Here is a 12,211-nt window from a genome sequence, read left to right as displayed (position 1 = left end):
GCGAACTGGCCTGGCGGGAGCAAAGTAAGCCAAGGCTACTGGGATGTCCCGGTTTGCCAACTACTAAATTGACGGCAAAGATCGACGCGAATTAGGCAATTATCAAACCAAAGTGGGGGGCTCCGCAGTGCCCACCATGCTGAAGGATCCACCAGAGCGGCGGCCACGCAGCCAAGCCTACCCATTATCATCCGAGTGGACAGGGTCAGGCTTCCGACCGAGCACTGCTTTCATACTGGCCGGGCTAAAAATGGACGTATCTACAACACTAAGACAAGCTGCGAGCTCTACTTCACCGCCACTAAGCTTGTGGAGCTCGAACTCTTTCGGACAGAGGATACCGACATCCGCCACCCAGTAAGGTGAGAAGGCTGTCAGCACGTAGTGACTCGGGCTAACCACCTCCGTACTAAATCCGTTTTCCAGCATTACACTTCTGGGATAGTCGCTTTCCTTCACTAAGTACTCCACTGTCCCAGGAGACACTTTCAGCAGGCCAGCTACCGTTACTGGAAGCAGCGGCCCTAGCGCTCCTGTAGTAACCATCACCGCAGGTATGAAAAAAGAAAGAAAGAGTACACCCAAAGCTGATCTTCCCTCATTTTCATTCAAACGAATCGTGTACAAGAAAGATGAAACTATAGGAATTAAGACGAGCATAATCATTGCCAGCCCAAATAAAAACTTGCTATGGCAAACCAACCCTGCTCTCATTAGCCACTGGGACAAGGGGTATGCGAATAAAAGTGCTGCAAATGTAAAAATAACAATAAAAATAATCCTAAGCCCCCCTCCAACACTAGACTTCAACCAAACAAACTCTCTAGCAATGATTACTAACGATAAAATAAGAATAGCAAGACCCAGAAAAACCTCTAAGCCTTGGTGACCCAACGTCACTATAACAACGATCAATGAAAATATAGCCGCCGCATCCATAGCTGCAGCAGGCCGGCCTCTCTTATCAGATGGAATAAAATTAAAAGCAGCGCGAAAAAGCAACGGCAGCGCCAACGTAAACGCTAGCAAAGAGACGATTACCAGTGCCCCTGCCAACCCTAAAGCGATTAGCAAGGCTGGGTTTCTCAAAGAGCTTACCAATAAATCCCCTTGCCCTAGCAGTGTAAAATAACTACGTAGTATGGCTGCTCCAAATAAAGCCGATATAAAAAACATCACTCCTGGCAAAATCACAGAACTCTCCGATATCAGATCGGCTAATGATCTTTTCACGGCACTGCTCTGTTTATCCGTTTCCATAATACCTCCAAAAAATTTATTTTCTTTACACCTACAAATTCAAATCAGTCCCATCAGCCCGATGAGCTATACCTAAGCGGCACCAACTCTGGAGTGCATCATTAACTCCCGCGCGCACTCCTAACGCCCCACCCTCGCCGCCATCCTCTCCCTCTCCTCCACCGACAACGTGCCCGCCACCATATTTCGCCACAGTTCTCTGCGTTCTTCGGCGCTGGGGGCCATGGCGGAGAAGGCGTCGTCGCGGCAGAGGGCTTTGCCGATGACTAGGTTGGTGCGTTCGCGGTAGCTGCTCCAGATGTATTGGTGGGGGCCGTGGGTGTGGCCGCGGCGCGTCGGGAGGGATTCGATGGCGGCGATGCGGTAGAGGTGCTCTAGCGGTGTGTCGAGGTTTTGGTATCGGTAGCGGCCGTGCCAGAGGCTGCCGGTTTGGCGGCGTTTGCGGTTGACGTAGCCGGTATAAAGGGTGCTCAAGCGCTTCATGATGACGCTGAGTTCCGCGGGATCGGGCAGCTGGATGACCAGGTGCATTTCGGTGGGCAGCAAGCACCAGCCGCAAAGGTCGATGCGGTATTCCTGGCGCAGGGTGCCGAGGGTGCGCAGAAAGGCGCGGTAGTCGATATCTTCTTCGAACAGCTGCCGGTGTGGGCGGCTGACATTGTGGATGTAGTGGCTATAGCTCGCTGAAAATTGCCGTCGTTCCCTTGGCATGGTGCTCTCCATTTCGTCTGGACCTGCCCCCGGACAGGTCTCGCTCTCCTCTTGAGGTGTCGTGTCTTTATTTTTATTTTCAGGCTGCGTCCTGCAGCCATAAATTGATGCAGATCAATTACAGTGTTTCGGTTGGTAACAGGCGCCTTTTCTGCCGTAAAAAAGTGACTGACTTATCATTCCCATCGGCTACTCGCCGCCCCACCTGCGAACTGCTGCAATACGAGCCAGACGTTTGCGACGACGGGCTGAAACACATTGATCACCATAAATATATGTCCTCGATCATGGCACATTTTTTCGGGAAGTCGGCATGAACTTTGAGAAAAGCAGGATTTCCTGTCGACCGCTCAATAGTTTTTTTCTTACATCGAAACGACGTCGCTACAACGTAAGCGATTGTAGTGGCAGGTTCAAAAAACATCGTCGGGTTTTACGGGAGCAGATCGCTTGTTGGCCGGTCGCCAAGCTGGGTAGCCTGAATGTGTCCGGCGCTTGGGGCAGTGAAGCCGGACAGGGTCGAGGCCAGGAAGGTGTCGGCATCGACGATGAGAGCGTGGCACGACTTCAGAGAGAAGCTCGAAACGCTCTTTGACTCTCAAAAAAATGTTCTTCAACTCCCATGATGGGAAAGGAGCAACACCATGAAAAAGAAACTTCTGACGGGTTTGACTGGGGTGGCTGCAGCAGTGGCCTTGGCTGGGGTAGCGTCTACTGCGAGTGCTATGGCTCCGCCGTATGTAGCATGTGTATACAAAGGCGAGACCTCTCTAGACCTTGGTGGATCAGCGGTGAACTGCTGGCTCAACATGTCGGTGAAGGCTGACTGCGATGGCAATGTCGTTGAAATAACTGCTGCTGGCGCAAACCCGGGCGATAGCACGTGTGCAGCGCTTTTCTTGGGCGGGTTCCCTTGGACTAGCACTCTGAGTGGCATCAATAGTGGTACTGGGAACATTAATACCGGCACTAGCATGCCGTACTCCGTTCTGCTCTTTACGCCCAGCGGGATCTCTCCTATCGCGGGTGGAGTCGTGGAGCTATTCGGCAGTCCAGCTGCAGGAGACAACTTCGCCTGCGATGGAAAAACGATCACTTTGCCGAAAGTCGTAGACGTCAACCCCGGCGGAATTAGCGGCAACTTCGGTGGGTCAGTAACATTCACCGGTGCCCTTTCTCGGATTGCGTGCGGCGAACACCTCTAACCCTTCCTAGCACCTCTGGGCAAATAAGCACCGCTGTTTCTGGCGGTGCTTTTCAGTCCGAGCAATAACTATGATCGCGCTAATCAGGGCAGCTTACACTTCAGTACTGGCCACAGTAGCATTGGGAGTGGCCTATATCGCGCTAGTCCCCTCAGCTCCTCCCTCACCTGCGCCTCACTCAATTTCACCTCAGCAGAAGAAGGCTGAAATCTCTATCGACTCTGCTTCATCTAACGAAGTCGCAGCTCATCACTCCACTCTTCATGACTCCGACTGCGACCTGGACGCCAGCCCCATCAGCAGAGATTCGTCAAACTATACTGTGACAGCCATATTCCACGACAACGCTTCCAAATCCTCATCCGCCGCTATCAACCTCGCAAATATAGGAACATTAAGATTTAAGGAGGGCGATACTATACTAGCTATGGGCAGAGTCAAAAAAATCGGCGTTAGAGAAGTTATAATTTTCAGCTCGGGATGCTTGCTCACGGCACGCTTAGACAGCCTAGACGCACCACATTTAGAGCCACTAGAACCCCCATCAGTAAATCTCCAAACATCACAGCATGAAACCCCTCGAGAAACGCTCATAAAAATGCATGATTTGACACCAGTACAAAGTGATGCCCCATCAGGGTACGTAATAGGGAGCCGATTTTATCCAAAGATTTTGAAAGAATGGGGAGCAGAGCCGGGAGACATAATAATATCTGTAAACGGATATCTTTTGGGGGAGACAACAAACGACCTGCTCGCACTAGAGTCCTATAAAGAAATGGGCAGAGCAGAAATAAGAATCCTCAGTAAACACGGAGAAACTTTATATCGCCAGTACCCATAGATGCCATCCCTGCAAAAAGCTAACCTTGTAGGGTAGCGCCAAGGTGCAATCCATGCACCTTGGCGCAGACCAAACTAAACTACTTTATGGACTCCGATATATACTGAATAAAAGTGCCTCCCTTCGGCACCATTAGCTCCACCAAAGTGCGCGGAGCATTTGCCATTAGAGAAAAGGCAATGTCATTATCATTTCTCTGCTCAATAACCATCCGCCCATCATTTAGAAATTGTACACCACCTGACAACTCCATCGTCACCTTATAACTATAAAAATTGTGATGCATTACCGCTAACAGCTTCTTATTATTTACAACATCCGTCTTCAACCAAGGCGCGTCCAGATACAAGTTTACCCGCGTCTTAAGAACAGGCCCCAACGGGCTTTCACTTATGAATGCAGGTATAGGACTCATATCATTGCCATACCTCATTCTCATCACTTGAAACCCCGAGTCTATAATATTGTGCCTACCTGCCGTCGGGACCTTGGTGAAGGTCTGGAATGAAGTGGTAACTATGTGCCCAGGGTGTATCAATACTTTTAGCGATCCATCGGGCGCTAGATCAGTAGTGACTTCCGCAAAGAGCGCTCCACTAAGATATGTAAACTTATCTTTGGGACACTCTGACGGCACGGCCCAGCTACACTTAAGAGGAAAGCCATCACCTACTCCCGCAACGGCACAATTTCCGTTCGGACCACTCTGAACTGAGAAATCTGGATAACTATCAAAACCACAGCCAACATTTGCCCCAGCTGTCGCACCGCCACTTCCTGTTGTTACAAGGAGGGGATTGGAAAAGTCATCAAGATCGCGCCACCCATAAAATGTGGAGAGAATTTTAGCACTATTAGCAGGAGGCTTTAGCCCATTAGGATCGATAGCCGTATCGCCGTAGGCTGAGTCCATAAGACCTGATGTACTACTGTCGCTTTCCCAGACTACTTCCGAGTTCTCGCTCATCGCATAGTCGTAGAGAATTGCCGTATTATAAGACACCCCCCCTCCCAGCCCACTCATAATGGTTGGCGAGCTGTCGTTCATTAAATTTTTATTTTTATCCACCACATTGGAAAGCCTCAGCAGCTGCAAAACATTCTTACTAGCCGCACCTCCTCTAAAGTATTGAATCAAGTCCGGACCACCACTAGTGTAGGAGGGCGCACTCTCCTCCCAAATGAAATAGTCATTAAATACAGAAGGAAGGTTATTCTGAAAGTTGCTCTTATAATGGGTAGACACCTCTGCCAGCATCTGCGTCGCCAGCGGCAATCCGTCTAAGTCGCACAAACTTGCCCCGGCTTGATTAGCATCACAGTTGGTTGTCTGGGTGGAGACACCACCATTAGAACTTAACTTGTATGCGTATAGCTTACCTTCCAACCACGGCGTATTAGGGTAAAATTTCAGTGTATCTCCATGCAACTCGACGGTCCCATCGACACGCTCATCCATTACATCAGGTTGGACTGGGTCCACTTCATACACTGAAAAGGTCTTAGCGGCTCCATTCGTATCGAACAAACTTGCTTCATCAATCTGTTTAGAAAAAACCACTACGATAGGTCTGTTAGACGGCATCTCAGGCACTGGAAGCAAGTCATCTGCCTCTAGAGGAGCCAAAGCTCCTAAATCGTCATTTGCATGCGGCTGCATTCCTCCTAAGCACCTACCAGCGACCATCTGCTGTCCAGGAGCGGGCTGAAGATTCCTCGAATCAGTATTAAGAGCACATGGAAATCCGGGATAAATCCCCAAAATATATACTGACTTTTTTTGGACATCTACTGGATTTCCGTTTGGCTGCAAACCAAAGAAGCCTAGCTTGTATCCTTGGCGTTTATTAACCAACTCCTTAAAATTAATCACCTCATCTACCACCCCGGCCCACTCATTGCCCAGGGTGCCACGAATATCGCCCTGTACACGCAGGCGGTAGTTGAAGGGGGTTCCGGTTTCCGTGGGGCTTTCCAGCAGTGACTCCGGTTTAATGACTAATGCGGCACCGTCGGCGTATACCGTAACCGGCACGGGAATCTCACTACCGTTTTCTTGTTTCACCAAGCTCACAGTGCCATCAATGCTGTCTGGGTCGATGGTGCGGCTGAAGTTCAGGATGATGGGTTCGTTAGCTTTCAGGAACGGTGTTTTGTCCAGTTGGGTCGCATCGTCCCAGCCAATGGTCATGCTCACCAGTGACATTGCGCTGTTATCCACCGGCGGCACCGGCGCATTCACTTGGTCATCCAGCCCCTGCATATAGAAGCTCAGCACGGCGGTGGCACGCTCGGTGCCGAGGATGTTCGGCTGCACCACGCCCACGGCGTTCAGCGTCATCAGGCCGTCTTCCACCAGGGCGGTGCCGACCAGCTCGATGTGCAGCAGGGTTTGGGTGACGCTGCCGTTGGCAATATCGCCTTCGGCGGAAATGCCCATGTCCATCATCAGCCGCACCAGCTTCGGCGCTTCTGGGTTGGTGCTGTAGGGGTTCTCGATCAGGTAGCCGGTGGCGTCTGACAGGAACTCCATGTACACCTCCCCAGAGCTAAACCCGGCCGGCACTTCGCCGCCAATGTAAATCGGCAGGCTGCTGGCTTTGATCAGCGAACCACGGTCGATACGCAGCGGCGTGGTTTCGTCGTGCTCGGGGATGTGGGCCAGCTCGGCTGCCAAGTAGCCGGACGCTTGTGGCGTGGCCGGATTAGCGGAGCCTTCGGTACCCAGCAGTACCGAATACATGGGCACCAGGTTGACGCGCTTGCCGGTCAGCGGGCTGTCCATGGGCGTGTCGTCGATGATCTGCACCATGCGTGCGCGATCACGGTTGGGGTTCTTGGTGCTGGCCGGCGGACGGGTGTCTTCCGGGGTGAAGCTCCAGCTCCAAGCGTTGGCGCCCATGCCGGTGGCCGGCAGGGTTAGGCCGCGGCTGCTCTTAAGGCCGGTGCTGCCGGTGGCGATTTTAAGGGTGTACTGGGCGCCGCCGACCATGTCGTTAACGGGGTCAATGGTGAGGTAGCTGTCGCCCACCAGCACCCGTGCCGGCACCAACTGGCCGTTGGCGTCCACCAAGGAGATGGTGCTGTCGGCAGCGTCACCGTATTTGACGGTGTTGCGGTCCAGCGGCTGGCTCAGTTGCAGGCGCAGGCTGGAAAGATCTGCCACCGGCAAGGTTTGGCCATCGGGGAAGCGACGCAGTACGTCAAAGGTGTCGGCCCCGACGCTGGCCGCCGGGCCTTGGTGCAGGCCGCGGGTGGTGAAGTGCAGGCTGCGGGCGGCAGACTTGCCGTCGGCCAGCGCCAGCTCGGGAATATCAATAGTGTAGTGAGCCAGCGGGTTTAGCGGGGTATCCGGCGTCAGGATCAACCCCCGGTCGCCGTCGACGCTGGTCATTGATGCGGCCACCGGCTGGCCATTGGCATCCAGCAAACGCACGTTGGCGGTGGCGGGGTCGGTTACGGCGCTGGTGAAGCGCAGCACCACCGGCGACGGCGTGGGCACTTCCACTTGGTCGGCCAGCGGGAAGGAGTACACCAGGCTCTGCCCGGATGCGCGTATTTTATCTTCGTAGCCGCTTTTGACATCGTCTTTGCCGCCGCCACAGGCGGTCAGGCTGACAATGCAGGCGGCCAATAACAGGCGTTTCATAAGGCCACTCTCCTTGTTGTTATCAGAACCGCAGCGTTACGGACGTGGAGAACACGTTGACGCTGCCTTCGGTTTTGGCGTCGCCCAGATAGAGCCCATTGCCGTCGACCACTTCAAAGGTGCGCTTGTCGATGCGCTGGTGCTGGTAGCCGAGGTCCATGCGGACGGGGTAGGCCAGCATCGGCATCTTCGGAATCACGGCGGTGAGGCCGAGGCCAAATACGGTTTTGTCGGCATCGACGTAGTTCACGCCAACGGTGCGCTTGCTTTCCAGCGGGCTGCGCTCGTGGGCCACGCCGGCGGTGAAGGTCAGGTGATCGCCCAGATCAAACTCCACACCGACGCGGGGAATGACGATGTCGCGGAAGTTGGCGTGGGCCTGGTCTTTGATGGTGTCGTCGCGCAGCTCGCGCTGCAGGCGACCCCAAGCTTGGTACTCACCAGTGACGCCGAGGCGGAATTGGCCGAAGTCGTATTTGACGCCGAGGGTGGTGATTTCCGGCTGGAACGAATCGAAGGTTTGGATGGCCAGATTCAGGCCCGGCGGCACGATAACGCCCGGCACCGACACGTTGGAATTCACCTTGGTGCGCGCATTGGAATAGGCGCGGTAGGCGATGGCGGTTTCGAGGTTATCCATCCAGCAATCGGACTTGCCGCAGAAGGTTTCACCCCAGCGGATATTAAGGCCGACGATGGGGCGGAATACCGGCTTGGCGGACACATCCAGCTCTTCGTTAGAGGTGTGGCCGGCCAAGGTGGTGTCGGTGTTCAGGGTCGCGCTGGCGTGCAGGGTGACGCGCAGTGAGAAGCCCACATCAATACCGCGCCACACGCTGGTGCCGACGCCGGCGGTCAGGAACAGCGGCTGGCGGCCGTAGGTCAGATACTGCGGCGAATTACTGGTGCTAGAGCTGAACGCCATCATTTCTTTGGCGAACTTTTCCACGCCCACCATCATGCCGAAGTACAGCGGGTGATCGAGGGTGGACAGGTTCGACAGGTCGGTTTTGAGACCCAGCTGCAGCTGCTGCGACGGCGTGTTCATGATGCGGTCGCCGTTGGTTTTCAGGTCGTGGTCGGCATGGAACACGCCGCCGGTGAGTTCGCCGCGGCGATCACGCACCAAGTTGGCGGGGTTGTAATACACCGCGGAGATGCGGTCGTTGAAAATAGACAGCGACTGGGCCGAGCCGACATCGCTGGGCAGCAAGCCATAGCTGGAGGGCGCATTGCCGAGCGACGCGACGGCGGGCTGTGCCAGCACAGCTGCCAGCCCCCAGGTCATGGCCCACGCGAGAGGTTTTAGTTTCACGGTTTGATCTCCTTTCTTATTTTGTTGCGCCCTATCTATGGGCAACAGGTCAGCAAAGCCGCCCCCACCACGGCACCGGCCAGGCGCACGGAACGACGCCTGACCAGGTTGGCTTTCGATGGTCCGCCGTTGCGGAGCACGGCTTTTCAGATGCACGACGCCAGCACGCAGCCTCGTAGAACTAGGTTAGGAGGGGGGTTGGGGGTATTGAACAGAACGTGGTGAAAGGCTGGATTTCGTCTATTTCATCTTTTATGCGCTAAAAAACGGCACAGACTGTGACATCAGATACTGAGCAATAGACTGTTTCAGGCGATTACGAATTAGTAAAAATGCAGACGTTGTTCGGCAACCTTCTATTTTATTTCTTATATTTTTTGACAACCTTTGTCGCAGGCGATTTTAGTTCGGTTTTGAACGGCGTCACACTTGTACGCTCGCACAGAATGTGACTGGCGGGTTCAATTTCTGTGTGGAAGTGCCAGCCTGACTGGGTGTCACCAAAAGTGACAAGCAAGGCCAGCCAGCGCTGTCGCGATCCAGCACCCGCCACGGCAGCGTCGTGCTTATTCCTGCTCCATTTTTTCGAACCGCTGCGCGAGAAAATCCACCAGTGCCCGAACCGACGGCAGCAACCCACGCCGGGAGGGAAACACCGCGTGAATGATTTCGCGGCGCGGCGCCCAGTCGGGCACCAACTTCACCAGCGAGCCGTCTTGCAGCTGGGGACTGACCATAAGCTCCGGCAGTTGCACGATGCCGACGCCGGAAATGGCCGCACAGCGGAGTGCCACCATGTCGGTGGTGATGAAACAGGGGCGATGATGAACGGTGGCGTGGGCGTCATCCGGCCCATGCAGCGACCAAGCAAAACTCTGCTGCGGCGTGCCCAGGCCAAGGCTGGGCAAGCCATTCAATTCTGACGGCACCGCCGGGTAATGGTACTGGGCGATGAACGCCGGGCTGGCCACTAAACACTGGGAGCGCTCCGCCAACACCCGCATTACCAGGTCGCTGTCTTGCAACGGCGGTGGCCGCACGCGAATGGCCACATCGACGCCTTCGGCGACCAGATCCACTCGGCGGTTAGTGGCTTCCAAGTGCAGGGCCACCTGAGGGTGGGCGGCCATGAAGTCGGCCAGCATGGTGTCCATCACTGCGTGCAGCAGCGCCACCGGACAGGTCATGCGGATCACGCCACGCGGCTCGGCGCGGGTCTCATCAATCGCTTCTTGCGCTGCTTCGGCTTCCACCAGCATCGCCTTGCAGTGCTCGTAGTAGGTGCGGCCAATTTCGGTAACGGTGAACTGGCGGGTGGTGCGTTGAAGCAACCGCACGCCCAGGCGCTCTTCGAGGCTGGCAATGCGCCGGCTGAGCTTGGACTTGGGCACCCCCAAGGCACGCCCTGCGGGCGCAAAACCGCCGTGATCGACCACCTGAACGAAGTAATACAGATCATTAAGGTCCTGCATCGGATGCCACCACTGTTCATTAAATGGAACGCTGAGATGCAAATTAGGCTACTACCGACTCCATCGTGCCATCAATAGCATGGGCTTCAGTTAACCCACCCCTGATTTGGAGGACGCCATGAAAAACGTACTTGGCCTCTACAGCGCCCCGCGCCCGCACTGGGTCGGCGACGGTTTCCCGGTGCGCTCGATGTTCTCCTACAACAGCCATGGCAAGCAGTTGAGTCCGTTCCTGCTGCTGGATTACGCCGGCCCGGCGGAGTTCTTGCCGACCAATCGCCCGCGCGGTGTCGGCCAGCATCCTCACCGTGGCTTTGAGACGGTGACCATCGTTTACAAGGGCGAGGTGGCCCACCGCGATTCCACCGGCGAAGGCGGCGTCATAGGCCCTGGCGATGTGCAGTGGATGACCGCCGGCGGCGGCATTCTGCACGAGGAGTTCCACTCCCCGGCGTTCAGTGAAAGCGGCGGCACGCTGGAAATGGTGCAGCTGTGGGTGAACCTGCCGGCGAAGGACAAGATGACGCCGCCGCGCTACCAAGCGATCACCGATGGGCAGATTCCGGTGGTGCCGCTGCCAAACGGCGCCGGGCAGGCGCGGGTGATTGCCGGTGAGTTGGGCGGCCAAGCTGGCCCGGCGCAAACGTTCACGCCGATGCAGGTGTGGGATTTGAGCCTGGCGCAGGGCAGCTACAGCGCCCTGACGCTGCCTGACGGTTGGCCGGTGGCGCTGGTCGTGCTGGGCGGCACGGTGCAGATCAACGGCAACACTGTGGCCCGCAACGCGGAGATGGTGGTGCTGGACGCGGCCGGCAGCGAGCTGTCCATTGAGGCCAACAGCGATGCCAGCGTGCTGCTGCTGAGCGGCGAGCCGATCGACGAGCCCATCGTTGGCCACGGCCCCTTCGTGATGAACAGCCACCAGGAAATCGTCGAGGCCATCGATGACTTCAACAACGGCCGCTTCGCCCGGATGCCGGCCTGACCGAACCCGCCGGCTGCCCCCGCAGCCGGTTCTCAGGGTGCTACGCACCCTTCCAACCCGAAGGAGCACGTTATGAGCACACCCGCTAACTTCAACGGCAACGCACCGGTGATTGATCCCAACGACGCAGTGATGGTGCTGATCGACCACCAGAGCGGTCTGTTTCAAACCGTCGGCGACATGCCGATGACCGAGCTGCGCGAGCGCGCCGCTGCGCTGGCCACGGTGGCGACGCTGGCAAAGCTGCCGGTGATCACCACTGCGTCGGTGCCGCAGGGGCCCAACGGCCCGCTGATTCCAGAGATCCACCAAAACGCGCCGCACGCTCAGTACGTGGCCCGCAAAGGTGAGATCAACGCCTGGGACAACCCGGAATTTGTCGAGGCCATCAAAGCCACTGGCCGCAAAACGCTAATCATTGCCGGCACCATCACCAGCGTGTGCATGGCGTTCCCGGCGATCAGTGCGGTGGCGGAAGGTTATCGGGTGTTCACCGTAATCGATGCCTCGGGCACCTACAGCAAGATGGCGCAAGAAATCACTTTGGCGCGCATGCTGCAGGCCGGCGTGGTGCCGATGGACACCGCCGCGGTGGCGTCCGAGCTGCAGAAAACCTGGAACCGTGAGGATGCGCTGGAATGGGCAGAAGCCTACACCCATATCTTCCCGGCCTACCGGTTGCTGATGGAAAGTTATAGCAAGGCGCAAGATGTGGTGAAAAACAGCGAAGTGCTGGATTCAATGCGCTGAGTTTAACGCAGCTGCAACGG

General features: G+C 55.9%; 9 protein-coding genes. 4 read left to right on the top strand and 5 right to left on the bottom strand.

Features of this window, described 5'->3' with window-relative positions; translation table 11 throughout:
• Positions 1-177: 177 nt before the first annotated feature.
• On the bottom strand, positions 178-1,260 hold the full coding sequence (locus AB5I84_RS03200) for a hypothetical protein (protein ID WP_369454398.1): 1,083 nt from the start codon (positions 1,258-1,260) through the stop codon (positions 178-180).
• 120 nt (positions 1,261-1,380) lie between these two features.
• Positions 1,381-1,971, bottom strand: a complete 591-nt coding sequence (locus tag AB5I84_RS03195; RefSeq protein WP_369454397.1) for a transposase — start codon at positions 1,969-1,971, stop codon at positions 1,381-1,383.
• 644 nt (positions 1,972-2,615) lie between these two features.
• Here AB5I84_RS03195 and AB5I84_RS03190 point away from each other — a divergent pair.
• Positions 2,616-3,176 carry a PraA/PraB family alkane oxidation protein activator gene (locus AB5I84_RS03190; RefSeq protein WP_369454396.1) on the top strand — a complete coding sequence of 187 codons (561 nt, stop codon included), beginning with the start codon at positions 2,616-2,618 and terminating at the stop codon, positions 3,174-3,176.
• Between the two features lie 70 nt (positions 3,177-3,246).
• Positions 3,247-4,020: a hypothetical protein gene (locus AB5I84_RS03185; protein ID WP_369454395.1), complete on the top strand. Its 774-nt coding sequence runs from the start codon at positions 3,247-3,249 to the stop codon at positions 4,018-4,020.
• A 79-nt stretch (positions 4,021-4,099) separates the two neighbouring features.
• On the opposite strand, the gene AB5I84_RS03180 is transcribed toward AB5I84_RS03185, so the two are convergent.
• From AB5I84_RS03180 to AB5I84_RS03170, 3 genes are all read right to left on the bottom strand, one after another.
• A complete protein-coding gene (locus AB5I84_RS03180) occupies positions 4,100-7,669 on the bottom strand; it encodes an Ig-like domain-containing domain (protein WP_369454394.1) in 3,570 nt (1,189 codons plus the stop codon).
• A 22-nt stretch (positions 7,670-7,691) separates the two neighbouring features.
• Positions 7,692-8,984, bottom strand: coding sequence for an OmpP1/FadL family transporter (locus AB5I84_RS03175; protein ID WP_369454393.1), 1,293 nt, complete (start codon positions 8,982-8,984; stop codon positions 7,692-7,694).
• 566 nt (positions 8,985-9,550) lie between these two features.
• Positions 9,551-10,456 carry a LysR family transcriptional regulator gene (locus tag AB5I84_RS03170; RefSeq protein ID WP_369454392.1) on the bottom strand — a complete coding sequence of 302 codons (906 nt, stop codon included), beginning with the start codon at positions 10,454-10,456 and terminating at the stop codon, positions 9,551-9,553.
• Positions 10,457-10,574: 118 nt separating this feature from the next.
• On the opposite strand from AB5I84_RS03170, the gene AB5I84_RS03165 reads away from it, so the two are divergent.
• Both AB5I84_RS03165 and AB5I84_RS03160 read left to right on the top strand, forming a co-directional pair.
• Entirely contained in the window at positions 10,575-11,441 is an 867-nt protein-coding gene (locus tag AB5I84_RS03165; RefSeq protein ID WP_369454391.1) for a pirin family protein, read from the top strand.
• Between the two features lie 72 nt (positions 11,442-11,513).
• Positions 11,514-12,191, top strand: coding sequence for an isochorismatase family protein (locus tag AB5I84_RS03160; RefSeq protein ID WP_369454390.1), 678 nt, complete (start codon positions 11,514-11,516; stop codon positions 12,189-12,191).
• Positions 12,192-12,211 lie beyond the last annotated feature (20 nt).

This window comes from Alcanivorax sp. REN37 (assembly GCF_041102775.1).
Taxonomy (GTDB): Bacteria; Pseudomonadota; Gammaproteobacteria; order Pseudomonadales; family Alcanivoracaceae; genus Isoalcanivorax; species Isoalcanivorax beigongshangi.
The sequence above is the reverse complement of the archived record's forward strand: the minus strand, read 5'-3'. Positions and strand labels throughout refer to the sequence as shown.

Bases quoted from the DNA above. Each gene is read 5' to 3' on its own strand.
- AB5I84_RS03200 (WP_369454398.1), bottom strand. From the start codon at position 1,260: ATGGAAACGGATAAACAGAGCAGTGCCGTGAAAAGATCATTAGCCGAT.
- AB5I84_RS03195 (WP_369454397.1), bottom strand. From the start codon at position 1,971: ATGCCAAGGGAACGACGGCAATTTTCAGCGAGCTATAGCCACTACATC.
- AB5I84_RS03190 (WP_369454396.1), top strand. From the start codon at position 2,616: ATGAAAAAGAAACTTCTGACGGGTTTGACTGGGGTGGCTGCAGCAGTG.
- AB5I84_RS03185 (WP_369454395.1), top strand. From the start codon at position 3,247: ATGATCGCGCTAATCAGGGCAGCTTACACTTCAGTACTGGCCACAGTA.
- AB5I84_RS03180 (WP_369454394.1), bottom strand. From the start codon at position 7,669: ATGAAACGCCTGTTATTGGCCGCCTGCATTGTCAGCCTGACCGCCTGT.
- AB5I84_RS03170 (WP_369454392.1), bottom strand. From the start codon at position 10,456: ATGCAGGACCTTAATGATCTGTATTACTTCGTTCAGGTGGTCGATCAC.
- AB5I84_RS03165 (WP_369454391.1), top strand. From the start codon at position 10,575: ATGAAAAACGTACTTGGCCTCTACAGCGCCCCGCGCCCGCACTGGGTC.
- AB5I84_RS03160 (WP_369454390.1), top strand. From the start codon at position 11,514: ATGAGCACACCCGCTAACTTCAACGGCAACGCACCGGTGATTGATCCC.